The sequence below is a fragment of the Mycobacterium sp. genome (assembly GCF_019243155.1).
Lineage (GTDB): Bacteria > Actinomycetota > Actinomycetes > Mycobacteriales > Mycobacteriaceae > Mycobacterium.
This window is the reverse complement of sequence record NZ_JAFAUS010000422.1, coordinates 1-25,162: the sequence shown is the minus strand read 5'-3', so window position 1 is coordinate 25,162 and position 25,162 is coordinate 1. Positions and strand designations below refer to the sequence as shown.

The following is a 25,162-nucleotide window of genomic DNA, read 5'->3' as shown; positions in this document are numbered from 1 at the left end:
GCGGCTGCGTTATGTCTGCGGGCTGTTTTGGCGGAGGATGCGAATCATCTCCGCCGGGCGCTCCAAAGCCGAAAAGTGGCCCGTGTCAGTTATCGTGATGGCTTCGGTGCCGAGTCGGCGGGCAACCTGTTCCCGTTCGGCTATGCGCGACCAATCCCGTTCGGAATAGACCAGAGTTACCGGCACGTTCACCCGCGCGTAACGATCGCGCGCACTGACGAACCCTTTCAGGCTGCGCATGATTGCCCGGTTCACCGCTGGGTAGCCGCGCCTGCGGCCACTTCGCCGTAGCTCGCTCAAGAAGTCTTTAGGCAACGCGCTGGGGTCGACGAAGCCGCCACGCAGCACGGCCCGAAGGATGACGCGGGTCTCCAACCGCGTGACGATCGATCCGAAGCCGGTGCTGCGGACGCCGGTTCCAATCAGGCGGGCAAACAAGTTGCCCCGTTCCAGCCCGCCCGGGTAGTCGTATGGGTTGAAGGCGATCACCCTGCGCACGTTGTCTTTCAGTTCAATGGAGGCCAGCAACGCGGTGGCCGCCCCCATCGACTCACCGGCCAACGTGACGTCGCGCAGCCCGAGCGTTTTGACGAATTCAGTGACGGCAGCGCGCAATTCCAGTTCGTCGTGTCGGGCACCGGGGACGATGTCCGACCAACCCATGCCGGGAAAATCCAGTGCGTAGACAGTGAATTCGTCCCAAAGCGCGGGCACTGCGCGCTGAAAGTAGTCCAGCTGGGTGCGGACCGTGTGGAGCAGCACCAACGGCGGGCCGGTTCCCGCAACAAGGTAGCGCAACCGAGACCCATCGGCTCGGTGGAAGAACATCACCTGCCCACGGCCACCGGTCCAGGCCGTCGTGTAGCCCTGGTCCGGAATCTCCTTGTCCAGCATGGAATCAGCCCCCGCCGGTCGCCCGGACGACCGCCTGGATGACACGAAGGCGTCCGTCCGTTAAGGCCCGGGTGAGGTTTTCGGCCTTCCGCTCGAAGTCGGCGACGAATGCGTGCAGACCCAGCGGGCTCGGTGGCTGGGCCAACACCGCCTGCATGACCGTGCCCGCCTGGTCGGTCAGGTCGTTCCAGTGCTTTACCGTGAAACCTGCCGACTCGATGACGGCGCGTAACGCGTCGGGGGTGACCAGATGGCTGTGCGCGGGCTGGTCGGCCCACGGCAGCGGAAAGTCGAGCTGGCCGTGGTCACCAATCGTGATGTCCCACAAGGCGAACCGGCCCCCGTCGACCAGTACACGGCGTGCCTCGGAATACAGCCGCGCCTTATCCGCCACGTTCATCTGGACGTGCTGGCTGATCGCGACCTCGAAACTGGCGTCGGCGAACGGGAGTTCGGTGACGTCGCCCTGGCGTACGGATATCCGGTCGCCGAGGCCGACGAGCCCGTTGAGCCAGCGGCTGGTGTCGCAGTACTCGTCGGTGAGGTCCACGGCGTCGACGGTGCAGCCGTACCGGTCGGCGACGAAGCGGGCGGTGCCACCGATGCCGCTACCGGCATCGAGCACCCTTGTGGTATCCGATATCTCGGCCAGCTCCACCAGTTGGCCGGTGGCAATGCGGCCCATGGTGTGGAAGTCTTCCAGCATCCCCAGGTCCGCGGGCGCCAAGTGCTGCAGGTCCTTGCCCGCGCTGATCAGGGCGGCCTCGATGTTGCGCCGCGACAGGCCCGTCGAGTACTGCTCCAGCGTGGTGTCGTTCATGCGGGGATCCTTTCGGTGTGCTCGGCGCGCCAGAGCGCCGACTGGCCCGACAGGTGTGGCTGTGCGGGCTGGGGATGTTGTTGTAGCCGGTCGAACTTGTCCAGCCGGTGCATGGGGACCATGCCGGTCAACATGAAGTTCCAGATCTGACGGGCGAGATTGCCTGCGGTGCGCCGGGACTCCGGCCCGTTGACGTAGCGGCGGGCGATCGTCAGGAAGTCTTCGGGCTCGACACCCGCGACGTCGCGCACGTGCGTAGTCGCCCCGCCCATCGCGAAAGTCCCCAGCGGGTACTCGGGCAGGTAGTGGCGCAGGCTGGACTCGAAGAACATGTCGGCACCGAGCCGTTTGGCATTGACGCGGATGGCGCGCATGAACATCCACGGGGGGATGTCGATGTGCCGCACCCGCCGCCCCAGCGCCTCACCGACAGCGTCGGCGATCTCGCTGCCGGACAACAACTTCGGCCCGGTCGGCCGGTACGCCCGCCCATCGTGCCGGTGCGGGTCGAGCAGCGCACCCACCGCAACCCGGGCGATGTCCTCGTTGGACGGGGGAGCGTTGAGCCCCGCTCCGGTGGGCGTCGGCAACACGCCCAGCTGAGCGGTCATCGGCACCAACTGCAGGTAATTGTCGGCGAAGTAGCCGGGATCGACCGCGACGTGCGCGGTGTCGGGCAGCAGCTCGAACAGCTTGTCGGTCAGCCACGCGTGCCGGGTCATCAACGACGGATGCTCGGGGCTGGCCAGCCACTGCCCAAGCGCGACAACCGCTTCCACGCCGTTGCGTCGCGCTGCCACGGCGAAGGCGACCGCGCTGTCGAGCGCGTGTGGATGGTAGGGAGGGTTGAAGTACAACCTGTCAACCCCTTCCATCGCGGCCGAGACCTGTTGGATGTCAAACATATCGGCGGTGACGACCTCGGCGCCCATGTCTCGCAGCCGGGCGCTGCGGGCGTCCTCGCGATGCACCATGACCCTGGTGTGCACGCCCCGTTCAAGCAGTTGGGCGGCGACGGCACCGCCGATCTTACCCGTGGCACCGGTAACCAGTATGCGATTACTCATTGGAATACCCTTTCTGTTTGACGTGCCGGCTCCCGAGACGGTAGGAGCCAGCCGACGACGATCGCCGCGCCCAGCGCGATGCCCGCGCAGACCAGCGTGCTCACCTCGAGGCCATCCAGGAACGCGTGGTTGACGGCGGCGCGGACATAGTCGGCCCGTTGCACCGGTAAATGCTCGACCACGCTGTGCGCCAGAGCCATTGAGTGGCCCATAGCCTCGGCGGGCAGTCCCGTCAGCGCAGAAGCGCCGAGATGCCCGGAGTAGACCGACGCGAAGACGCTGCCCGCGATGGCGACTCCGAGCGTGCCGCCCAGTTCACGCGTGGTGTCGTTGACGGCCGAGCCGACACCCGCCTTGTCGGCGGGCAGCGATCCCATGATCGCCTCGGTGGCCGGCGACACCGTCAGCCCGAGGCCGCCGCCGAGCATCAGCATCTGCGCGGCGATCTGGCCGTAGGGTGTGGCCGCGTCGACCGTGGACGCCCACGCCAGCCCGGCCGCGAACAGGATGAGCCCGGCGGCGACGACGGCGGTGGTGCCGATTTGTTCGACCAGTCGGGGGCCCACGATGCTGGCCAGCGCGATCGAGACGGCAACCGGCAGCAAGCGCACGCCGGCCTGAAATGCCGTGTACTCCTTGATGAATTGGAAGTACTGGGTGATGACGAAGATGAAGCCGAACAATGTCAGAAAGCCGGCGGTCACCGCGAGGCTGCCACCCGAGAAGCGGCGGTTGAAGAACACCGACACATCCAGCATGGGGTGGGTGCTGCGGCGCTCCCAAAGCGCGAATACTGCTAGAACGATTGCGGCGCAGACGAAGCCGGCCGCGGTCTTGGCGTTGGTCCATCCCCAGGTGGGTGCTTCGATGACCGTGTAGACCAGCGCCGTGATACCGGCGGCGGACAGGATCAAGCCGCCGACGTCGATGCGTGGCGCGGCCGGGTCGCGGGAGGTGGGCACGAACAGGCGACCGCCGATGATGGCCAGTGCCGCGATCGGAATGTTCACCATGAAGATCGAGCCCCACCAGAAGTGTTCGAGCAACCACCCGCCGCTGACCGGTCCCACGGCCACCCCGACGCCAACCATGGCCGCCCACAGTCCGATCGCCTTCGCGCGCGCCTCCGGTTCGGTGAAGATGTTGGTGATCAGTCCGAGCGTGGTCGGGAAGATCACCGCCGCGCCCACACCCATGGCGGCGCGCGCGGCGATCAGCTGATCGGCGGAATTCGCCTGTGCCGCAACGGCTGACGTGATCGCGAACAGTGCGAGCCCGGAATTCAACCAGCCCCGCCTGCCGTAGCGGTCGCCAAGGCTGCCGGCCGACAGCAACAGGCCCGACATCACCAGGGTGTACGCATCGACGATCCATTGCAGCTGGGCGGTGTCGGCGCCGAGTTCCCGCGACAGGGTCGGCAGCGCGACGTTGACGATCGTGGCGTCGACGCTGATGACGAACACCCCGAGGCAGATGACCGCGAGTGCGGCGAATGGGTGGTTGCGGAGCAGCGGTCCGGTAGTCATGGACAAGACAGTAAAGTTGACAGACAAATAAATCAAGTAAGTGATGGAAAAAGATGTCTAGCGCCTGGTAACCTGGTGTGATGCCGGTCAGGAACTACAACCAGAACTGCCCGATCGCCCGCGGGCTCGATGTCGTGGGGGAGCGGTGGACGCTGCTGATCCTGCGCGAGCTCGTCGGCGGAGCGCGTCGCTATGGGGACCTGCGGGCCGAGCTGCCCGGCATCGCCACCAACCTGCTCGCCGAGCGGCTCAAGGAGCTGCAAGACGCGGGACTCGTCGAGCGCACCGACCTACCGGCTCCCATCGGGCGCACCGTCTACACGCTCAGTGACATGGGCTGGCAACGGGTGCTGCCGATCCTGCAGAGTCTCGCCTGGTTCGGCCTGGACTGGCTGGATCCGATCGACAGCGGCCCGGTGACGCCGCTGACCGGGTTCCTCGCCGGAATACTGCTGGGATTCAACCCGGGCAACGCGGCCGGCCTACAGGCGGCATGCCGCGCCGAGATCGACGGGCGTCGTTTCGAGTTCACGGTGACGCAGGGCCGCCTCGCGGGATCTCACGGCGAGCCCGCGGTCACCCTCATCGCCAGCGCCGCGGATCTGGTGACCGCGCGCCTGGGAGCCGATGAAGGCCAGCGCGAGGAAGCGCTGGAGCGAATCGGCTTACAGGGTGAGCCCGACGCGGTCGAAGCCGTGCGCCGCGCATTTTCGCTCTAAGCCGGGTCGTCAGGCTTGCATTGCGGTGATCCATTTCTCGAGCCGCCGGGCTTCGCGGGCCATGAGTTCGGGTTGTGCCAACGCGTTGGTGAGGACCGCGCTCCCCTGGTAGGCGACAACCAGCTGTATCGCTAGGTCGTGGGCGTCGCGTCGCCCCATGGCGTGGAATTGCTGCTCCGTCCAGTCCACCAGGGTTTGCATCAGGGGAGCGGTAAGCAATGGTGAGTCGGCCGAGTGGTTTGCGAGCTCGGTGCAGAGCGTCCCGAGCGGACAACCGTGTTCGGCGATCGCGTCGCGATCGTCGGCCAACAGCCCCACGAGTGCCTTGAGCCGGGCTTTGGGGCTACCGTGTCGGCGCTGTAGCGCCGCGGTCGCAGATCGGATCTGTTCGGTGCGCGCTTCGACGACAGCGGCGACGATCTCGTCTTTGCTCTTGAAGTAGTAGTACACGTTGCCCAGGGGTACATCAGCCGACTCGGCGATATCCGCGAGTGTGGTGCCCGCGATGCCCTGGCGATAGAAGAGGTCACACGCGGCGGTGATCAGTCGTTCTCGCTTGCCGGGGAGTTTCCGCGGGCCTGCTTCGTCGGCGTCGGTTAAGTCAGTCATTTCACTCACAGGCTATATAGATGTGCCAGGTTCATGCTCATGGTCCACAACAAGTCCCTGTTCTGCTGCGTGTTGGCGGCGGTCTTGACCTTTCGCGACTTGGACTTCGTGAAGTACTGTCCGGAAACCTCGGCCTGATCGGGCGAGGAGGCGACGAACACGGAGGTGGTGGCGCCTTCGTCCGGGGAGAGCGAAAATGGACGCGCCGCATAGGAAATCGCCCGGAAAATCCCCGTGGCGCCCAGCATCATCGGTGTCCTGACGATTCCGGGATGCACGGCGTTCGCGGTGACCGGCGTCGGCTTTAGTCTGTGCGCCAACTCGATGGTGAACAGCAGCACGAGGAGCTTCGAGGCGGAATAAGCGCCCAACGTGGAAAAGCGTTGTTCGCCTTGCAGGTTCTTCGGGTCGAACTTACCGGCGCGGTACACGCTCGAGCTCAGGTTGATGACCCTGCCCTGCGGACTCCTGCTCAGGGCGTCGAGCAGCAAATGGGTAAGCAAGAACTGCGAGAGATAGTTGACCTGAAACGTTGTCTCATAGCCGTCTTCGGTCAACACGCGTTGCGGCATGACGATCCCGGCGTTGTTGATCAGAACATCCAGCCGCGGATAGCGTGTTGCGAACATTTCTGCGAGCGTGTGCAGCTGGCCGAGCGACCTGAGGTCGGCGGTGAGGTAATCGACATCGCGGTTGCCGGTGGACGCGACGATTTCCCTTGTGACGGTTGCCGCCTTGGCTTGATTCCGCGCGGCCAGCACGACGGCAAAACCCTTGCGGGCGAGGGTGGTCGCGGTGACCTTACCGACGCCGTCGGTGGCTCCGGTGATGAGGCAAATCGGCTTGTCCACGAGCGATTCTCGAGGTGGTTATTGCGCGGCCGTCTTGACCTGCGCGGGCCGCGACAACATCCGCGCCATCATCGAGCGGGTCCAAGCCGCTGGCACGAGAGCGGCCGTCGCTCGGTTGATTCGGCCCGGTATGCAGCGGGCCCGATTGCGCGCCAGCGCACGCAACGCTTCCCTGGCACAATCGTCCGGCGCCAATGGGGGTATCGGCAGCTTGGCTGGGTCCAGCCCCAACTCCGCCAGCACCGGGGTGCGGGTGGGCCCTGGCTGCAGCACCGTAACGTGCACGCCGGACTTGGCTAGCTCGACGTGCAGGCCCGCGCCGAGCGTCGACACATAGGCCTTGCTCGCCGCGGTCTGTGCCATATAGGGCACGCCATGCTCAGCGCCCAGCGCGGAGACCAGCACGATGCCGCCGCGGCCCCGCCGGGCCAATCGTTCACCGAAGTGGTGGGTCAGGGCCAGATGTGCGGCGGTATTCAGTCGCAGGACTGCGCGCTGTGCCCCCAGGTCGGAGTCCAGGAACGGCCCGGGCAGGGCCGCGCCGGCGTTCGACACCAGCAGTCCGACGTCGATGTCGGCGGTGGCCTCGGCAACTGGGGTCAGCGCACCCGGGTCAGACAGGTCGACGCCCACAGCGCGATAGTCAACGCCGTAGCGCCGACTCAGCTCGGCGCCCACGTCCTCCAGTACGGCCAGCCGTCGCGCGACCAGGACCACGTTGATGCCAGCGGCGGCGAGCTGGTCGGCGAATTCGCGGCCGATCCCCGATGACGCTCCGGTCACTGTTGCCCAGGGGCCGAACTGATTTGCGTTTATAACCATGGTGTTTGGCCCTCTTCCTCGGATCTCGGGCCTCGCTGGGCGATGCCTTTCATCAATTAGCTAGTCAGCCAACTTACTAGCGGTTCGCTGTGTTCGCAAGTCGACGCAATCCAGGTGCCCTGCAAAAAAACGACTCACGGCCCATATCGGTATGCGACGGCTAGAGACCATTGCGTCGTATGCCGGGCCAATGTTAGGTTAGTTATCCAACTAATATTCCTCGCGAGAGGGTGAAGGCCAGACATGATTGTCGTCAAGCGCGCGTGGCTTCCGGTGGCCATCATCGTCCTGGTTGCCATCGCAGGTTTCGCCGTCTACCGACTGCATGCGGCGTTTAACGTGAACAGCACGGCGTCCGCCGTCAGCGCAAATGCCGATGACATCCAACCCTTCAACCCCAAGCGCGTGGCCCTGGAGGTCTTCGGGACGCCAGGGGCGGTCGCCGACATCAACTACCTCGATGTCGCCGCAGCGCCGCAACGAGTCGACGGCACGCACTTGCCTTGGAGTTACAGCGTGGCGACGATGGCCCCCGCGGTCAGCGTCAATGTCGTGGCGCAGGGCGACGGTGGGGTCATAGGCTGCCGAATCACGGTGAACGGCGATGTCAAGGACCAACGAACCGTCTCAGGAATTCATCCCCAAACTTTCTGCCAGGTCAAGTCGGCGTGAGTAACGCTCACACTCCGACCCGGGGGCGCATCGCGCGGGTGGTCCGTGTGCTTTCGCTGCCGATCCTGCTGTTCTGGCTGGGGCTTGCCGCGGTCACGAATATCACAGTGCCGCAATTGGAAACGGTCGGGGAAGCGCATGCAGTGTCGATGAGCCCCGATGACGCACCGGCCGTGGCGGCCATGAAGCGGGTTGGTCACGTGTTCGGAGAATTCGACTCGGATAGTGCCGTCATGATTGTCCTGGAAGGCAAAGCGCCGCTGGGCGATGCGGCGCACCGCTTTTACGACGACCTGATGCGCAAGCTCGCGCACGACACCAAGCATGTGGAGCACATCCAAGACTTCTGGGGCGACCCGCTCACCGCGGCCGGCGCTCAGAGCACTGATGGTAAAGCCGCATACGTTCAGGTCTTTCTAGCCGGTCACCAGGGCGAGACGCTGGCCAACGAGTCCGTCGATGCCGTAAGGCGCATCGTGTCAATTGCGGCGGCGCCCAACGGTGTCAGGGCTTATGTCGCCGGCCCCGCGGCCGTTACCACCGATCAGCTGGAATTCGGCAACAAGAGCGCCCGCAAGGTGATGGGCGTGACGATCGGGGTCATCGTGCTGATGCTGCTGATCGTGTACCGCTCGCTGGTCACAGTGCTGCTGACGCTGCTGACGGTCTTCATCGAATTGCCTGCGGTGCAAGGGGTGATCGCGCTCCTTGGAAACTACGGGATCATCGGGCTCTCGACTTTTGCGGTTCAAATCCTTCCGATACTCGCCATCGCCGCGGGCACGGACTATGCGATCTTCGTCGTCGGCCGATACCAAGAGGCCCGCCAGGCCGGCGAGGACCGGGAGGCTGCCTACTACACCATGTTTCGTGGAAGTGCTCATGTGGTCCTGGGCTCGGGGCTGACCATCGCCGGTGCGATGCTTTGCCTCAGCTTTACCCGGCTGCCCTATTTCCGTACTCTCGGCGCTCCCTGCGCGATCGGCATGTTCACGATGGTGGTCGGCGCGCTCACGTTGGGGCCGGCCATGCTCACCCTGGGGAGCCGTTTCGGCCTGTTCGACCCCAAACGGAAAATCAGGACCCGGGGCTGGCGGCGGCTGGGGACAGCCGTCGTTCGCTGGCCCGCGCCCATCCTGGCAGCGACCTGCGCGATTGCCCTTGTGGGGCTGCTGGCCTTGCCCTCATTCACGACAAGCTACAACGACCGCAATTACCTACCCGCAATCACACCGTCCAACGTCGGATACGCCGCAGCAGACCGGCACTTTTCGCCGGCACGGTTGAACCCCGACCTGCTGCTGATCGAGAGCGACCACGACATGCGCAATCCCGCCGACATGCTCGTCCTCGACAGGGTGGCCAGGGGCGTCTTCCAAGCCGACGGCATCGCTCGTGTTCAGGCCATCACCAGGCCGCTGGGTGCGCCAATCGCGCACACCTCCATCCCATTTCAGATCAGCATGCAAGGCACTACGCTCACCGAAAACATGAAGTACATGCACGACCGCATGGCCGACATGCGGGCCGTCGCTGATCAAATGACGGGCGTCATCGACACCATGCGACGCATGCTCGCCCTGATGCGCGGGCTCGCCGACGCCACACACGACGTGGCGGGCCAAACCAGGCAGATCGTCGCTGACACCGGCGACGTGCGCGACCGCATCGCCGATTTCGATGACTTCTTCAGGCCGCTGCGCGGCTACTTCTCCTGGGAGCAGCACTGCTTCGACATCCCTATTTGCTGGTCCCTGCGATCGATTTTCGATGCGCTGGACGGCGTCGACAAACTCACCGACGACCTGGGCGGTCTGGTGAGAGACACCGACAAGCTGGATACCCTGATGCCACAACTGATCTCGTTGCTACCGCCGGTCATCGACGCGACAACGACGATGCGCACGCTGACGATGACCATGTACAGCTCGTTCTCGAGCCTGCTGGATCAGATGGATGCCGCGCAGCAGAACGCATCCGCGATGGGGCAGGCCTTCGATGCCGCGAAAAATGACGACTCCTTCTACCTGCCGCCGGAAGTGTTCGACAATCCCGACTTCAAACGCGGGCTGACAATGTTCCTGTCGCCCGACGGGAAGGCCACCCGTTTCATCATCACCCATGCCGGGGATCCCGCAACCCCAGAGGGCATCTCACACGTCGACGCGATCAAAAGGGCCGTACGTCATGCCGTCAAGGGAACCCCGTTGGAGAACGCCGAGATTCAGTTGGGTGGCACCGCCGCGACATATAAGGACATGAGCGACGCGGCCAAATACGATCTGCTGATCGCGGGAATAGCGGCGGCCTGCCTGATCCTCGTCATCATGCTGATGCTTACCCGCAGTGTGATTGCCGCGCTCGTCATCATCGGCACGGTGCTGCTATCGCTGGGATCCTCGTTCGGGCTGTCGGTGCTCGTCTGGCAAGACATCCTCGGCATTCCCTTGCATTGGCTGGTGATAGCGATGGCGCTGATCGTCCTACTGGCCGTGGGATCCGACTACAACCTGTTGCTGGTCTCACGATTCAAGGAGGAAATCGGCGCCGGCCTGAAGACCGGAATTATCCGCGCCATGGCCGGAACCGGGGCGGTGGTGACGTCTGCGGGCCTGGTGTTCGCATTCACCATGTCTTCCTTCGTATTTAGCGATCTGCGGATGATCGGCCAATTCGGCACCACCGTCGGTATTGGGCTTCTTCTCGACACTCTCGTCGTGCGGTCACTTATGACCCCGTCGATCGCTGCCCTGCTCGGACGCTGGTTCTGGTGGCCGCAACGAGTGAGCTCTAGACCTCGCGGTGCAAAACCCCGTTTACCCGAGATCGTCCCACTTCAGACCGCCACCGAAGGCCTTCGCTCGTGAGCTTCCGGCGCGTCAAGAACAACACGCTTTCCGGGTCGATACGCCTCGCCGCACCGCCCGAGAAAGTCTGGGACCTGATCACCACCGTCGCCAGCATCACCGACTGGTATGACACCTGGGACGCCGTCGAACACGCCGCCGATGACGAACGGCTTCAAGTAGGCACATCGTTTCGATTGATCCGTCATCGCATCGGCCGCGCCCACACCGCAGTGTGCCGCGTAATCGCACTACAAGCGCCGACGCGACTGCGCTGGGTGCAGTACGCCCCCCACCAACCCACCGTTATGGTCGAATTCTGGCTACTCGCCGACACCGAAGGATCCACAAGCACGTGGTTGAACCACACCAAGAGCTGGGTCGAACCTAGTGATCATCGATACCACTAGACTCACTGACGTGGCCGAACCTGCTGATATCGATGGGCATGCAACGGCGGCTCGGCCGGTGTTGGTCGTCGACTTCGGTGCGCAGTATGCGCAGTTGATCGCCCGTCGCGTCCGGGAGGCGCGGGTGTTCTCCGAGGTCATTCCGCACACCGCTTCGATCGACGAGATCAAGGCGCGCGATCCGCTGGGGTTGGTGCTCTCCGGCGGGCCGTCCAGCGTCTACTCCGAAGGCGCGCCACAGATCGACCCCGCGCTGTTCGACCTCGGTGTACCGGTGTTCGGCATCTGCTACGGCTTTCAGGCCATGGCGCAGGCGCTCGGTGGGACGGTGGCTCACACCGGCACCAGCGAGTACGGCCGTACTGAGCTCAAAGTGCTTGGCGGCGAACTGCATTCGGGACTTCCCAGTGTGCAGCCGGTCTGGATGAGCCACGGCGACGCCGTCACCGCCGCGCCGGACGGTTTCGACGTGGTGGCCAGCAGTCCGGGCGCCGCGGTGGCCGGCTTCGAGAACCGGGCGCGTCGGCTGGCGGGCGTGCAGTATCACCCGGAGGTGATGCACACCCCGCACGGCCAGCAGGTGCTCAATCGATTCCTGCACGACTTCGCCGGGTTGGGCGGCGACTGGACGCCCGCCAACATCGCCGCCGCGCTGGTCGAGCAGGTGCGCGACCAGATCGGTGACGGCCACGCCATTTGCGGACTGTCCGGCGGTGTCGATTCCGCGGTGGCGGCCGCGCTGGTGCAGCGCGCCATCTCCGACCGGTTGACCTGTGTCTTCGTCGACCACGGATTGCTGCGGGCCGGGGAGCGCGCGCAGGTGCAGCGCGATTTCGTGGCCGCCACCGGCGCCAAGTTGGTCACCGTCGACGCGGCGGAGACGTTCATCGCAGCGCTGTCGGGTGTGCACAATCCCGAGGGCAAGCGCAAGATCATCGGCCGGCAGTTCATCCGGGCGTTCGAGGGCGCGGTGCGAGACATTGTGAAAGACGGTGTGGGGGACGGGGATTCTCAGGGTTCTGACGTCGAGTTCCTGGTCCAGGGCACGCTGTATCCGGACGTGGTGGAGTCCGGCGGCGGCAGCGGCACCGCGAACATCAAGAGCCATCACAACGTCGGCGGCCTGCCCGGCGACCTGAAGTTCAAGCTCGTCGAGCCGCTGCGGCTGCTGTTCAAGGACGAGGTCCGCGCCGTCGGGCGCGAGCTGGGTCTGCCGGAGGAAATCGTTGCGCGCCAACCATTTCCGGGTCCCGGCCTGGGCATCCGGATCGTCGGTGAGGTCACCGCGCAGCGGTTGGACACCTTGCGGCGCGCCGATTCGATCGCCCGCGAGGAGCTGACCGCGGCGGGCCTGGACAACTCGATCTGGCAGTGCCCGGTGGTGCTGTTGGGCGACGTCCGCTCGGTCGGCGTGCAGGGCGACAACCGCACGTATGGCCACCCGATCGTGCTGCGGCCGGTGTCCAGTGAGGACGCCATGACCGCCGATTGGACCCGGGTCCCCTACGACGTGCTGGAGCGGATCTCGACGCGCATCACCAACGAGGTGGCCGAGGTCAACCGCGTGGTGCTGGACATCACCAGCAAACCGCCGGGCACCATCGAGTGGGAGTAGTCTCCCGTCCGTTCCGCGGCGATTAGCGGCACCTGTTCAGCACCACTGGCCCCATTGGTATCGATCGCATAAAGCAGCCTCTTGCGTCGCTTGACGGTTGTCGGAGGGCGGGTGTTTACTCACAATCAGTTCGAACATACTTTCGAAAATCATGCGTAAGAGCTGTGTGGGAGGCTGGTCATGACTGCGGCTTTCGCCTCCGATAATCGGCAGGAAACCCGTGCTGAGCAGCTCGAATCCCTCCGGCAGCGGATCGCTGTGCTGTCCGGGAAGGCGCCCGGGGGGCAGGCGGTCGCCCGCGCCGATGACCTGCTGCCGGAATCGGGCTCCCAGCTCGCGCTCCCGCAGTGGCTCGCGGATTCGCTGCCGGTGCCGCTGCCCCGAGGATCGGTGGCGGTGTTCTCGGGAGCCCGGTCGCTGCTATTGAGTGTGGTGGCCGCGGTGACGGCGGCGGGGGGCAACGCGGCAATCGTCGGTCAGCCCGATGTCGGGCTGCTGGCCGCCGCCGAGATGGGTGCGGACCTGAGCCGGGTCGCGGTGATACCGGATCCCGGAACCGATCCGGTGGAGGTGGCCGCGGTGCTTGTCGACGGCATGGATCTGGTGGTCCTCGGCCTGGGCGGGCGCCGGGTGCCGCAGACTCGGGCGCGGGCGGTGCTGGCCCGCGCGCGGCAAAAGGGTTGCACCCTGTTGGTCACCGACGGCGATTGGCAAGGGGCGTCGACGCGGCTGGACGCCCGGGTCTGCGGTTATGAGCTCACTCCTGCTCATCGGGGCGTGCCCGCCCCGGGGTTCGGACGGATCACCAAGGTGCGGCTGCAGGTCAGTGGAACGTGCGCGGGGCGGACAGTTGGCCGGGTGCGCGCCGGGTGACTCCGGGGTGAGCCCCCGGGCTTCCCGAGTTCTGGCGATCTGGTGCATGGACTGGCCCGCGGTCGCGGCGGCGACCGCCGCGGGTCTGTCTGCGACCGACCCGGTCGCGGTCACCCTGGCCAACCGCGTGATCGCCTGCTCCTCGGCCGCCCGTGCGGTGGGGGTGCGGCGAGGGCTGCGACGCCGCGAGGCCGCGGCCCGCTGCCCGTACCTGCACGTCGCGACCGCCGACGCGGACCGCGACGCCCGCTTCTTCGAAGCGGTGATCGCGGCGGTGGACGATCTGGTGCCCCGCGCCGAGGTGCTGCGGCCCGGCCTCTTGGTGTTGCCGGTGCGCGGAGCGGCGCGCTACTTCGGGTCCGAGGCGGATGCCGCCGAACGGCTGACCGACGCGGTAGCTGTGAATTCAGTGGCCGGCGCCGAGTGTCAGGTCGGGATCGCCGACCAGTTGTCCACGGCGGTCTTCGCCGCGCGGGCCGGCCGGATCGTCCCGGCGGACGGTGACGCGAAGTTCCTGTCGGTGCTGTCGATCCGCCAACTCGCCACCGAGCCGAGCCTGTGCGGCCCCGGTCGAGAAGAACTGACGGACCTGTTGTGGCGGATGGGAATTCGCACCATCGGGCAGTTCGCCGCGCTGTCGCGTAGCGACGTGGCCTCCAGGTTCGGCGCCGACGGGGTGACCGCGCACCGGCTGTCCCGCGGCGAACCCGAACGCGGCCCCTCCGGGCGGGAACCGCCGGCGGAACTCGAGGCCGTACTGGACTGCGACCCGCCGATCGACCGGGTTGACGCCGCGGCGTTCGCCGGTCGCTCGCTGGCCGGCGCACTGCACCAGGCGCTGATGGCGGCCGGGGTGGGGTGCACCCGGCTGGCCATTCACGCCGTCACCGCCAACGGCGAAGAGCGCAGCCGGGTATGGCGGTGTGCGGAGCCGTTGACCGAGGACGCCACCGCCGACCGGGTGCGCTGGCAACTGGACGGCTGGCTTAGCAGCCGGACCGCGCGCGAACCGCGTCCTACCGCGGCGGTGACGCTGTTGCGGCTGCGGGCGGTGGAGGTGGTGTCCGCCGAGGCGCTGCAGTTGCCGCTGTGGGGCGGTCTCGGGGAGGAGGACAGGCTGCGGGCCCGCCGGGCGTTGGTGCGGGTGCAGGGCCTGCTCGGTCCGGAGGCGGTGCAGGTGCCGGTGCTGTCCGGCGGCCGCGGGCCGGCCGAGCGCATCACGTTGACCCCGCTGGGCGACGAGCCGGTGCCGCGGGCCGACCCGGATCTCCCGTGGCCCGGGCGACTGCCCGAGCCGTCACCGGCCGTGTTGCTCGACGACCCGGTGGAATTCCTTGACGCCCAGGGAAATCCGGTGCGGGTCACGAATCGGGGGATGTTCTCGGGCGACCCTGCGCGAATAGTCGTCCGCGGCAAAGACGAGCGGTTGTGCTGGTGGGCCGGCCCTTGGCCGGTCGACGAGCGATGGTGGGACGACGGCGCCGGACAGGGGAGCGGCCGCACCGCCCGGGCCCAGATACTGCTGGAAAGCGAGCGGGCGTTGCTGTTGTGCTACCGCCAGCGGCGCTGGTATCTCGAGGGCAGTTACGAGTGAAAACCATTCGGCCGCAACGCCTTGGGTGTCAGGTCCTCGGATAATCGAGCGTTCTGGCGCCGCGGATGGGCCACATTGATGCCCGACAGCACCGTGGTGTGCACGGCGATGAAGCCCACCGCGAGCGCCATGGCAAGCGTTCCCGGTGCCAGGTCCCAAGTTGAGCACGCCGCGCTAATACCGTCCAAAAGCGATGCACACGTTGTGTCCGCCGAACCCGAACGAGTTGTTGATCGCGTATTGATAATTGCCCGGCCGTGGCTTGCCCGCCACCACATCCAAGTCGATCTCCGGGTCGAGATTCTCCAGGTTCAGCGTCGGCGGGACGACCTGGTCGCGCAGCGCGAGCACCGTCAGGATCGACTCCACGGCACCGCCTGCGCCTACTGAGTGTCCCAGGGCGGCCTTGGGCGCATAGACGGCCGGCCGGTGGCTACCCAGCGCGTGGTTGATGGCCTTGGCCTCGGCGAGATCGCCCACCACGGTCCCGGTTGCATGGGCATTCACGTGGCCGATGTCGCGCGGCGTCAGTCCGGCGAGCTGCATCGCGCGCGACATCGCGTGCCCGGCGGGTTCGCCGCTGGGGTCCGGGGCCATCATCTCGTAGCCGTCGGAGGTGATGCCGGCGCCCATGATGCGGGCCAGGATGTTGGCGCCGCGGGCCTTGGCGTGTTCCTCGGTCTCGATGACCATCAGCCCGCCTGCCTCGCCGAATACCATGCCGGTGCGGTCACGATCGAACGGGCGGCAGGCGCCGACGGGGTTGTCGTTCTCGGCCGACATCAGCGTGCCCATCTGGGCCAACGCCGCGATCGGTACCGCCTCGATCTTGGCCTCGACGCCACCGCAGATGGCGATGTCGGCCTCGCCGAGCACGATGGTGCGCCAGGCCTGCGCGATGCCCTCGGAGCCCGACGCGCACGCCGACGCCAGGGTGATCGCACCCGCCCTGGCGTGCCGCTCCAGCCCCACCGTCGCGGCGGCACCGTTGGGCATGAATCTCTGGATCCCGAGCGGATAGACCGCCTTCAGGCCACGAGCGCGCATGTCGTCATAGCTGAAGACCAACTCTTCCGACGGACCCAAACCGGTGCCGATGGACACCAACAAGCGGTTGCCGTCGACCTCGGGGGAGCCGATGTTCTCCCAAACCCGTCGGCCCAGGACGATCGACATCCGCGCCAGGTGAGCGGTCCGGCGCAGCTCCACGCGGGTCAACAGGCTGTCGAACTCCTCGAGCAAATGCCCGCCGATGCGCACCGGTAGGTCGAACTCCTCGACGAACGGGTCCTCGAGCCTGCGGATACCACTCTGGCTGTCCAGCAACAGCTTCCAGGTGGTCTCGGCATCAGTGGCCAGGGCGGTCGTCATGGCGACGCCGGTGACGACGACATTCGGCAGCGTTTTACCGGTAACCAGCTCCGTCATACTCGCGAAACCCTTTCCTGCTCAGAGCCCGTTAACGCCTGACGCCTCAGCGCGTCACTTTTCTACCAAATCATCAACCTAGTGTTCCCGCCGAAGACACGGCTACGGACTTTCGACTCTTCGTTTTGTGGCCGAACTTTCGCTGTTTGCGGATTCATCGAACCCGCTCTGCCTGGGCCATCAGGCGGCCGCCGCAGGGCAACGCCCCGACCACGGTGCGGGCCAACCGGTCGCGCCCGCGGACGTCGGCGGTTCTGGCTCGGCCCTTGCGCAGGTGACGCAAGCCCAGCGCGGCCCGCGACATCCCAGACGTCCGGGTGGTCGCCGAGTGCACTCCCCGAGAGCGCAGCCTGAACGAGATGTCGCGCGCCCAGGATCCGGGTGACGACGAGCGCCTTGCCATCGACCCCGCCCCATCCGCCCCGGATCAGCTCTATCGCGCGGATCTTCATCTCACATGCCTATTTCGCGCGCGAAAGGCCCCACCCGCTAGATGAACCGATCGAAGAATGCCGCCGAGTCGACGTCAATTCCGATCAGCGCGTTGGGTTTTCGCAACGTCGACCAGTCTGTCACCGTCATGGCGCGGGTCAAGGTCCCGGTCAATTCGATGTCCACCGTTGCCGGACGGGTCGTGACCAGCTCGGGATCCAGCGCGACGGCGGCTGCCAGCGGATCGTGCATGTGCGCCTGGTAGCCGTGCCCGATGTCGTGATAGGCCTCCAGATAGAACCGCATCGCGTCCTCGATCACCCGGATCAGCGGATTCGACGCCGTCGACCGGGACCCGCGCTCGTCACCCGGACTCAGCACCGTCGTCGTCGACTCCGCGGCGGCGGCCAGCCGCGTGAGGTGCTCCGGGGTCATCGCGACCTTACGCGTCAAATCCAACCCGCACAGGATCGGAAGCCGCTGTTGCTCAACGACTTCCGGGACCCAGGCCGCCAAGACCTCGGCCGCCGCCTCGGGGTCGACGCTGATGTTCCACTCCGCCACCGCGGTGGTGTTGCCGCGGTGGTCATAGGAACCTCCCATGATCACCAGCCGTCGCAACAGCGTCGGCAGCGTGGGTTCGACGCGCAGCGCCAGGGCCAGATTGGTCAATGGGCCGGTCGCGACGCCGATGAGCTTACCGGGAAATTCGTGTGCCGCGCGCAGCCAGGCGCTCGCCGAGTCGTAGTCGGTGAGCCGGCGATCGGCCGGCGGCAGATCGGCATATCCCATACCCCTGGGACCGTGGACTTTTGAGGGAAGGCGCATCGGGCCGGTCAGCGTCTCCTCCGAGCCCTTGGAGACCGGTATATCGGTGGCCCCGCACAGCTCGAGCAGGCCGAGGTTGTTTTCGCAAACCTGCTCCACCCCAACGTTTCCACCCGTCGAGGCGATGCCGACCACATCGGCGTCCGGGCTGGCCAGCAGGTACATCAGTGCCAGCGCATCATCCACGCCGGTATCGACGTCAATAAACACGGGCGACTTCATTGCCTCCAAGATACCCAGGCCCGGCGGTTAGGCTGGCACGATGCCAACGACGTCAGAGCCCCCCGAAGGGGCTGATTTAACGCCGCACTTCGACGATGTGCAGGCCCACTACGACTTGTCGGACGACTTCTTCCGGCTGTTTCTCGACCCGACCCAGACGTATAGCTGCGCCTACTTCGAGCGCGACGACATGACGCTGGAAGAGGCGCAGATCGCCAAGATCGACCTCGCCCTGGGCAAGCTCGGGCTGCAACCGGGCATGACGTTGCTCGACGTCGGCTGCGGGTGGGGCGCCACCATGATGCGCGCGGTGGAAAAGTACGACGTCAACGTCGTCGGCCTCACACTGAGCCGCAACCAGGCCGAGCACGTCGAACAGCTGATCGCCCAGTCCGGTAGCCCTCGTTCGGCGCGGATCCTGCTGGAGGGCTGGGAAAAGTTCGACGAGCCGGTAGACCGGATCGTCAGCATCGGCGCCTTCGAGCACTTCGGGCACGAGCGCTACGACGCGTTTTTCACCCTGACGCACAATCTGTTGCCCGACGACGGGGTCATGCTGCTGCACACCATCACCGGGCTGCACCCGATGGAGATGGCTGAGCGTGGTATGCCGCTTTCGTTCACGTTCGCCCGATTCATCAAATTCATTGTCACCGAGATCTTTCCTGGCGGGCGGCTGCCGTCGATACCGATGGTCCAAGAGCGCGCCACCGCGAACGGCTTCACCGTGAGCCGCGTGCAGTCGCTGCAGCCGCACTACGCCAAGACGCTCGACATCTGGGCAGCCGCACTGCAGGCCCATAAGGACGAGGCCATCGCGGTGCAGTCCGAGGAAGTCTACGAGCGGTACATGAAGTATCTGACCGGTTGCGCCGACGCATTCCGGATCGGATACATCGACGTCAACCAGTTCACGCTGCAGAAGTGATCACCAGTGCACGCCGGGCACCAGGCGCACCAGCCGCTTGACTGGTCGCGGAGTCCGGATGCCGCGGGTGACCGAACGAGCGGGCCGCCGCGGCGTGCGGTGTGTACTTGGCGGGACCGGGTCGGTGGAAACGCCGCGCGCCGCCGCCGAATCGGGGTAGCCCAGGTAGACCTGATGCAGGATCCGCCGCGAGGTCCGGGGCAGGAAGTAATTGCCGAGCTCGGCCAGCGTGCCCAGCGGGGTGTCGATGCGCGCCGGCTTCTCGACCAGGCCGCGCACCACCATCGCCGCCGCCTGCTCGGGGCTGATCGGCGGCACCGGGTTCAGCCGCTGCGAGGGCACGATCATCGGCGTCTTCACCAGTGGCATATGGATATTGGTGAAGGTGATGTGGTCGGACAGTGTCTCTGAGGCGACCACGTCGGAGAACGCGTCCAGCGCCGCCTTGGTCGGTAGGTACGAGCTGTACTTCGGGTTGCGGGCCAGCACTCCGGCGCTGGAAACGTTGACGACGTGGCCAAACCGGCGCTCCCGCCAGTGCGGCAATAGCGCCAGCACCATCCGCACCGCGCCGAAGTAGTTGACCGCCATCACGCGCTCGTAATCGTGCAGCCGGTCGGTCGAGTTGATCACGGAGCGGCGGATCGAACGGCCGGCGCTGTTCACCAGGTAGTCGACGTGGTCGAAGCGGCCCAGGATGTCCTTGACGGTGTGCTCCACCGACGCGCTGTCGGTGACATCGCAGGTAAAGGCATGGGCGTCACCGCCATTGGCGCGGATCTCGGCGACCAGCTCGTCCAGCTGCTCGCTGTTGCGGGCCAGCGCGAACACGGTTCCGCCGCGCTCGGCGACCGCGATCGCCGACGCCCGGCCGATGCCGCTGGACGCGCCGGTGATGACGACGTGCCTGCCGTGCAGCGGTCCCTGTTCGTGGTGCCGGCGTGCTCGATCGGGATCGAGGTGCTCGGCCCAGTACCGCCACAGACCGGGCGCGTAGCCGGCAAACTCCGGTACTCGTATGCCGGTGCCCTGCAACAATTCTCGGGTCCGATCGCTGACGAACGTGGGCGCCAGGTCGACGACATCGAGCACCTCGGGAGGAATCCCGAGCTGGGTGGCCGCCATGTTGCGCAGATGTTTGGCGCGCCCGCTGGCCTTGAGCACCGGTGTCGCCACCGAGCGGGGCAGCGACCCGCGCAACGGGGGCAGCCCGGCCGCCTTGGCGACGCCGCGGTAGATGCCACGCAGGCCGATGGTCTTCTCGGCGGTGAGGTGGAATGCCCGCCCGTCGCAACCCTGCGCATGCATCAGCGCGACGAGCGCGTCGACGACGTAGTCGACGGGGACGATGTTGGTGCGACCGGTGTCCGGCAGCAAAATCGGGGTCAGCGACGGCAATACCGCCAGCTTGGCCAGCACGCCGAAGAAGTAGTACGGCCCGTCGATCTTGTCCATCTCTCCGGTGCGCGAATCGCCCACCACCACCGCCGGGCGGTAGATCCGGTACCGCAGCCCGGGGGCCGACCGCACCAGCAGCTCGGCTTCGAACTTCGTCTGGTGATAGGGCGTCGGCAGCTGCTGGCCGACGTCGAAGTCGTCCTCGGTGTACTCGCTGGCGAAGTCACCCGCCACGGCGATCGAGGAGACGTGATGCAACGTGGCGTCCAACCGCTGCGCCAGCGCGATGACGGCGCGGGTGCCGTCGACGTTGGTGGCCCGCTGCTCGGCGTCGCCGGCGGTGACGTCGTAGATAGCCGCGCAGTGCACCACGTGATCGATCTCGCCCAGTTCGGCGATCACCTCATCGCTCAGGGCCAGCTCGGGCAGCTCGGAGACCAGCGGTTTCGCCCGCTCATCCCACCCTGCGCAGAGCTGTTCGAAGCGGCCGAGCGACTGCCGCCGGACCAGCACCCACACCTGGGCGTCCGGCTGCGTTTCCAACAGGCGAGCGACGACGCGGCGACCAATAAACCCGGTACCGCCGGTAACGACATACCGCATGCAGCCATCGTGGCGGCCCGAGCCGCCCCCGTCAACTGTGACGTTGGTGGCGACCCGCTGCGCCCGGCTTCGCCGCGCTTGCGATCGCCACGTGCCGCTGGTGGCGACCCGCTGCGCCCGGCTTCGCCGCGCTGGCGATCGCCACGTGCCGTTGGTGGCGACCCGCTGCGCCCGGCTTCGCCGCGCTTGCGATCGCCACGAGGGAACCGGATCAGCCCTGGAAGTCGCGGATGCCGTCCCATTCCACCAGCGTCCAGCCGGTCATCGGGTTGCCCTGAATCACCACGCGGCCGATGTTGGGCAGCGGATGGCTGGTCATCAGGCTGTTCTTGACGTTCTTCGCGTTCATTAGCGTCCACACCTCGATCGCGAACTTGTGCGAGAACACCAGCGGGTTGTGGTGGCCGCTGTTGTAGACCTTCTGGATGGCGGCGGTGAATTGCTGGTTGAACTCCGTGCCGCTGATCGAGCCGGGAATGGCATTCGAGACGTCGCCCTTGATCCAGTTCGTGGGCGCCAGCATGTACGTCGAGGAGGCCATCGACTCGGGCTTGCCGTTGAACCACCCGGCGTTGATCTCCTGAATGCCCTGCAGGACCTCGACCTGCTTGCCCATGTCGGCGGCCAACGGCGCGGCGGTCTGCTGCGCTCTGGTCATGGTGGAGGCGTAGATGCTGTCGTAGTCCTTGTGGGCGAGTTGGTGCGCGACCTGCTCGGCCTGTCCCTTGCCCTCGGGGCTGAGTCCCGGCCCGGGCACCGAGGTGTCGATGGTCCCGCTGGCGTTGGCCTCCGACTGCGCGTGCCGGACGAAGGTGATCGTGATGCTGCGTGCCTGAGGTGACCCGCCGCCGCAGGCGCCGACGATTACCGTCGCAATGAGGATTGCGGCTGCCTTCGAGACGTTGGAGATCAAGCTGCGCTTTGGCATGCCGATTAGCCTGCCCTGCCGGCGGCTTCGGTGGGAAGGGTTTGCCATGGTTAGGTACAGAAAATAGTTGCGAAGGAGACTCAAATGGCGATTGACCCGAGTGCCGTCGGCGCTGTGACCGAGCCAATGTTGTTCGAATGGACCGACCGGGACACGCTGCTTTATGCGCTCGGAGTCGGCGCCGGTCTCGACGACCTGGCGTTCACAACGGAGAACAGCCACGAGATCCCCCAGCAGGTGCTGCCCACGTATGCGGTGATCTGCTGCCCGGCCTTCGGGGCGGCGGGCAAAGTCGGAACCTTCAACTGGGCCATGCTGTTACACGGCTCGCAGGAGATTCGGCTGCACGCGCCGTTGCCGCCCGCCGGAAAGCTGTCGGTGGTCACCGAGGTCGCCGACATCCAGGACAAGGGCGAGGGCAAGAACGCCATCCTGGTGCTGCGCGGCCGCGGCACCGACCCGGACTCGGAGAAGCTGATCGCCGAGACGCTCACCACGCTGGTCATCCGCGGCGAGGGCGGGTTCGGGGGAGTGCCGGGTCAGCGGCCGATCGCGCCGGAATTCCCGGAGCGCGAACCGGATGCGCGCATCCCGCTGCCCACCCGGGAGGACCAGGCGCTGATCTACCGGCTCTCCGGTGACCGCAACCCGCTGCACAGCGACCCGTGGTTCGCTCGCGAGCTGGCCGGGTTTCCCAAGCCGATCCTGCACGGCCTGTGCTCCTACGGCGTGGCCGGCCGCGCGCTGGTCGCCGAGCTCGGCAAGGGCGTCGCGGCCAACGTCACGTCGATCGCGTCGCGGTTCACCTCGCCGGTGTTTCCCGGCGAGACGTTGACGACGCTGGTCTGGCGCACCGAGCCGGGCAAGGCGGTGTTTCGGACCGAGGCTTCCGGACCCGACGGTGGCGAATCCCGGGTGGTGCTCGACGACGGCGCGGTGGAATACGTCGATGCTTAACGGGCCGCGCCCAGCCGGTTCGCCAGCCGGTCGACGAACTCGCTGACCCGCGCGGGACTCTCGAGGGCGAACAGCGCGGCGGTGGCGCGATCGCCGTCGTCGTTGTGCCGCACCAGGATTGGCACGCCGTCATCGCGCACGGCGTCGAACGCGTCTTCGTCGGTGATGTCGTCGCCGAGATAGACGGGCGTGCAGGAACCGGACTCGGGCAGGTGCTCGATCACCCAGCGCAGCGTTTTCCCCTTGTCCCAATCGATGTCGGGGCGCAGCTCGATGACTTCCCGGCCGGTGGTCACCCGGAGCCCGTCGCGCCTGCCGGCCGCACGCACTGCAGCCGCCACGTCGCCGACGCGGTCGCGCGCGGCGTTGCGGTAGTGCACGGCGACCCCAAAGCGCTTGTGCTCCACCACAACACCGGCGATGGACCCGAGTTGCTCACGCAGCGCCCCGGCGGCCTGTTCGAGTACCGGTATGGCCGCGGCCGCGGCGTCGTTCTGGTGATGCGTCCCGTCGGGTGCGGTCAACTCGAAACCGTGGCTGCCGGCGTACCAGATGCCCGGCACGCCAACGCGATTGGCCACATCGGCGAGGTCGCGGCCCGACAACACCGCGACCGGACAGTGCGCGGCCAACCGCTGCAGCGCCTCGGTCGCCCCGGCGACCGGCCGGGCGGTGTCCGGATCGTTGACGATGTCCGACAGCGTACCGTCGAAGTCGAAAAACACGGCGGGACTGCGGGCGGCCAGGTCGTCGGGACCCGTCAACGCCTGCGATGCATCGGGAAGCTGCGACATCCGTCGGTCCCCGGTCCGCACGGTGACCTCGTTGGGGTCGTCGACGACCGCGTCGGCGCCGGCGGCGTGCAGCGCGTCCCGGCGTCGCGCCCGGTCGATGCCGATGACCAACGCGAATCCACCGGCGCGCCCGGCCGCTACGCCCGCGGGATCGTCGGCGACGACGACGCAACGGCCCGGCCGCACCGCCAGGCGGTCGGCCGCCCCGAGCAGGTTCTCACCCGACGAGACCGCGGTACCGACACCGGCGTCTTGGAGTCGGTCGAGCAACGCCTGCGGCGAGTCCGACGCGAGGTCGAACAGCACGGCGTCGTGGCGGCGCGGGTCGATGACGACGGACTCCAACGTGGGCACGACCAACCCTCTCACGTGGGTCGGTGCCGCGGATTCAGTGGGCGGAAGGGTGCACGTTCGAAACGCCGCCGGGAAACGCGCGCGACGAACGCTTGCGCCGGTGCTCTTTCCCGAACAACAGCACGGAGTCTCGGCTGAGCGCCACCAGCCGGGCCATGCCCAGTTCGATGCCGGCGGCCAGCTGCTTGTCGTCGAACGCGGCGTCGTGTTCGGCGGTGATGCCGAAGGCAAGCTCGTCGCCGTAGCTGAGGACGGCGACCCCGGTGCTCAGCTGCATCGCGGTCGGGGGGATCGGCAGCAGCCGCTCCATGGTCTGGCCCAGCAGCCGCAGGTGCCGGCGCGGGCCGGGCACGTTGGTGGCCAGCGTCACGATGCCGCGCTGCGGAATCCGGGACAGCAGCTGAATCACCCCGCAGCGCAACATCGTTGGCAGGGAACTGATGGCCGCTTCCACCAGTCCGCCGGGCTGGGTGCTCTGCCGGGCCTTCCACCTGGTGTGCACCGTGCGCAATCGCTGGACCGGGTCCTCATGCTCGACGGGCAGGTACGACAGCATGGCGGAACGGACCGGCATCGGCGCCAGGGTGCGCAGGGAATCGGCCCGCGGCTCTTCGCCGCGGCCGAGCAGGACCGTTCGGAAGCCCTCGGTGATGGCGGCCAGCGCGACGTCGTTGGCGGAGACCCCGAACTTGCGGCAGACGTTGTCGACGTCGGCGATCGGGACCCGCACCGTGCTGTAGCGCCGCGACGTGGCGGCCGCATCGCCCGACGGCCCCCGCACCGGCAAGACCGCCCCGACGAGGGTGTTCGTGACGGCGTTGGCGACGGACGAAACGCGCCAGAGCGCGTCCACCCACCCCTGCTTCTTCGCGAGCGGGGGCGAAACCTGTTTGCTTTCAGCGTGGTTGGCGAATGCGTCGCCGTCGGCGTCGTCGCACAGCCGGGAGAGCAGATGCGCGGCCGAATTACCGT

At 66.7% G+C, this 25,162-nt stretch carries 24 protein-coding genes; 9 read left to right on the top strand and 15 right to left on the bottom strand.

The window, feature by feature from the left end; genetic code table 11:
• Nucleotides 1–9: 9 nt before the first annotated feature.
• From JOZ00_RS21830 to JOZ00_RS21815, 4 genes are all read right to left on the bottom strand, one after another.
• Complete coding sequence (locus tag JOZ00_RS21830; protein ID WP_293347887.1) at nucleotides 10–762, bottom strand: alpha/beta hydrolase; 753 nt, start codon at nucleotides 760–762, stop codon at nucleotides 10–12.
• Nucleotides 763–898: 136 nt separating this feature from the next.
• A complete protein-coding gene (locus JOZ00_RS21825; protein ID WP_293347881.1) occupies nucleotides 899–1,714 on the bottom strand; it encodes a class I SAM-dependent methyltransferase in 816 nt (271 codons plus the stop codon).
• The gene (locus tag JOZ00_RS21820; protein ID WP_293347878.1) at nucleotides 1,711–2,781 is read right to left on the bottom strand and encodes an NmrA family NAD(P)-binding protein; all 1,071 of its coding nucleotides are present in this window, start codon (nucleotides 2,779–2,781) and stop codon (nucleotides 1,711–1,713) included. The genes JOZ00_RS21825 and JOZ00_RS21820 overlap by 4 nt, the downstream gene beginning before the upstream one ends.
• Nucleotides 2,778–4,307 (bottom strand): MFS transporter, encoded by a 1,530-nt coding sequence (locus tag JOZ00_RS21815; RefSeq protein ID WP_293347875.1) that lies wholly within the window; start codon nucleotides 4,305–4,307, stop codon nucleotides 2,778–2,780. Before JOZ00_RS21815 ends, JOZ00_RS21820 begins: the two co-directional genes overlap by 4 nt.
• 80 nt (nucleotides 4,308–4,387) lie before the next feature.
• Between JOZ00_RS21815 and JOZ00_RS21810 the strand changes: the two genes are divergently transcribed.
• Complete coding sequence (locus JOZ00_RS21810) at nucleotides 4,388–5,026, top strand: helix-turn-helix domain-containing protein (RefSeq protein WP_293347872.1); 639 nt, start codon at nucleotides 4,388–4,390, stop codon at nucleotides 5,024–5,026.
• Between the two features lie 9 nt (nucleotides 5,027–5,035).
• Here the strand turns inward: JOZ00_RS21810 and JOZ00_RS21805 are convergent, their stop codons facing one another.
• Genes JOZ00_RS21805 through JOZ00_RS21795 form a run of 3 tightly spaced genes read right to left on the bottom strand, consistent with a single transcriptional unit; the run spans nucleotide 5,036 to nucleotide 7,308 of the window.
• The gene (locus JOZ00_RS21805) at nucleotides 5,036–5,635 is read right to left on the bottom strand and encodes a TetR/AcrR family transcriptional regulator (RefSeq protein WP_293347869.1); all 600 of its coding nucleotides are present in this window, start codon (nucleotides 5,633–5,635) and stop codon (nucleotides 5,036–5,038) included.
• Between the two features lie 5 nt (nucleotides 5,636–5,640).
• On the bottom strand, nucleotides 5,641–6,486 hold the full coding sequence (locus JOZ00_RS21800; protein ID WP_293347866.1) for an SDR family NAD(P)-dependent oxidoreductase: 846 nt from the start codon (nucleotides 6,484–6,486) through the stop codon (nucleotides 5,641–5,643).
• Between the two features lie 18 nt (nucleotides 6,487–6,504).
• Nucleotides 6,505–7,308: an SDR family NAD(P)-dependent oxidoreductase gene (locus tag JOZ00_RS21795; protein WP_293347863.1), complete on the bottom strand. Its 804-nt coding sequence runs from the start codon at nucleotides 7,306–7,308 to the stop codon at nucleotides 6,505–6,507.
• Between the two features lie 243 nt (nucleotides 7,309–7,551).
• On the opposite strand from JOZ00_RS21795, the gene JOZ00_RS21790 reads away from it, so the two are divergent.
• From JOZ00_RS21790 to JOZ00_RS21765, 6 genes are all read left to right on the top strand, one after another.
• Nucleotides 7,552–7,980 carry an MmpS family transport accessory protein gene (locus JOZ00_RS21790; protein WP_293347860.1) on the top strand — a complete coding sequence of 143 codons (429 nt, stop codon included), beginning with the start codon at nucleotides 7,552–7,554 and terminating at the stop codon, nucleotides 7,978–7,980.
• On the top strand, nucleotides 7,977–10,847 hold the full coding sequence (locus JOZ00_RS21785; RefSeq protein ID WP_293347857.1) for an MMPL family transporter: 2,871 nt from the start codon (nucleotides 7,977–7,979) through the stop codon (nucleotides 10,845–10,847). Before JOZ00_RS21790 ends, JOZ00_RS21785 begins: the two co-directional genes overlap by 4 nt.
• Nucleotides 10,844–11,236 (top strand): SRPBCC domain-containing protein, encoded by a 393-nt coding sequence (locus JOZ00_RS21780; RefSeq protein ID WP_293347854.1) that lies wholly within the window; start codon nucleotides 10,844–10,846, stop codon nucleotides 11,234–11,236. Before JOZ00_RS21785 ends, JOZ00_RS21780 begins: the two co-directional genes overlap by 4 nt.
• Before the next feature lie 10 nt (nucleotides 11,237–11,246).
• A complete protein-coding gene (gene guaA, locus JOZ00_RS21775; RefSeq protein ID WP_293347851.1) occupies nucleotides 11,247–12,851 on the top strand; it encodes a glutamine-hydrolyzing GMP synthase in 1,605 nt (534 codons plus the stop codon).
• A gap of 180 nt (nucleotides 12,852–13,031) precedes the next feature.
• Entirely contained in the window at nucleotides 13,032–13,724 is a 693-nt protein-coding gene (locus tag JOZ00_RS21770) for a hypothetical protein (protein WP_293347848.1), read from the top strand.
• Nucleotides 13,725–13,770: 46 nt separating this feature from the next.
• Nucleotides 13,771–15,318 (top strand): DNA polymerase Y family protein, encoded by a 1,548-nt coding sequence (locus tag JOZ00_RS21765; protein ID WP_293347884.1) that lies wholly within the window; start codon nucleotides 13,771–13,773, stop codon nucleotides 15,316–15,318.
• Here the strand turns inward: JOZ00_RS21765 and JOZ00_RS21760 are convergent.
• The 4 genes from JOZ00_RS21760 to JOZ00_RS21745 form a co-directional block, all read right to left on the bottom strand.
• A complete protein-coding gene (locus JOZ00_RS21760) occupies nucleotides 15,309–15,449 on the bottom strand; it encodes a hypothetical protein (protein WP_293347845.1) in 141 nt (46 codons plus the stop codon). The genes JOZ00_RS21765 and JOZ00_RS21760 overlap by 10 nt on opposite strands.
• 43 nt (nucleotides 15,450–15,492) lie before the next feature.
• On the bottom strand, nucleotides 15,493–16,746 hold the full coding sequence (gene kasB, locus JOZ00_RS21755; protein ID WP_293347842.1) for a 3-oxoacyl-ACP synthase KasB: 1,254 nt from the start codon (nucleotides 16,744–16,746) through the stop codon (nucleotides 15,493–15,495).
• A gap of 154 nt (nucleotides 16,747–16,900) precedes the next feature.
• The gene (locus tag JOZ00_RS21750) at nucleotides 16,901–17,149 is read right to left on the bottom strand and encodes a hypothetical protein (RefSeq protein ID WP_293347839.1); all 249 of its coding nucleotides are present in this window, start codon (nucleotides 17,147–17,149) and stop codon (nucleotides 16,901–16,903) included.
• A gap of 86 nt (nucleotides 17,150–17,235) precedes the next feature.
• On the bottom strand, nucleotides 17,236–18,228 hold the full coding sequence (locus JOZ00_RS21745) for a nucleoside hydrolase (protein WP_293347836.1): 993 nt from the start codon (nucleotides 18,226–18,228) through the stop codon (nucleotides 17,236–17,238).
• A 40-nt stretch (nucleotides 18,229–18,268) separates the two neighbouring features.
• Between JOZ00_RS21745 and cmaA1 the strand changes: the two genes are divergently transcribed.
• Entirely contained in the window at nucleotides 18,269–19,156 is an 888-nt protein-coding gene (cmaA1, locus tag JOZ00_RS21740; RefSeq protein ID WP_293347833.1) for a cyclopropane mycolic acid synthase CmaA1, read from the top strand.
• Here the strand turns inward: cmaA1 and JOZ00_RS21735 are convergent, their stop codons facing one another.
• Nucleotides 19,157–21,157 (bottom strand): SDR family oxidoreductase, encoded by a 2,001-nt coding sequence (locus JOZ00_RS21735; RefSeq protein WP_293347830.1) that lies wholly within the window; start codon nucleotides 21,155–21,157, stop codon nucleotides 19,157–19,159.
• Nucleotides 21,158–21,368: 211 nt separating this feature from the next.
• Nucleotides 21,369–22,085: a histidine phosphatase family protein gene (locus JOZ00_RS21725; protein ID WP_293347827.1), complete on the bottom strand. Its 717-nt coding sequence runs from the start codon at nucleotides 22,083–22,085 to the stop codon at nucleotides 21,369–21,371.
• A gap of 84 nt (nucleotides 22,086–22,169) precedes the next feature.
• Between JOZ00_RS21725 and JOZ00_RS21720 the strand changes: the two genes are divergently transcribed.
• Nucleotides 22,170–23,042 carry a MaoC/PaaZ C-terminal domain-containing protein gene (locus JOZ00_RS21720; protein ID WP_293347824.1) on the top strand — a complete coding sequence of 291 codons (873 nt, stop codon included), beginning with the start codon at nucleotides 22,170–22,172 and terminating at the stop codon, nucleotides 23,040–23,042.
• Here the strand turns inward: JOZ00_RS21720 and otsB are convergent.
• A complete protein-coding gene (gene otsB / locus JOZ00_RS21715; RefSeq protein ID WP_293347821.1) occupies nucleotides 23,039–24,205 on the bottom strand; it encodes a trehalose-phosphatase in 1,167 nt (388 codons plus the stop codon). The genes JOZ00_RS21720 and otsB overlap by 4 nt on opposite strands.
• Nucleotides 24,206–24,224: 19 nt before the next feature.
• The coding region (locus tag JOZ00_RS21710; protein WP_293347818.1) for a WS/DGAT domain-containing protein at nucleotides 24,225–25,162 on the bottom strand (938 nt) is incomplete at its 5' end.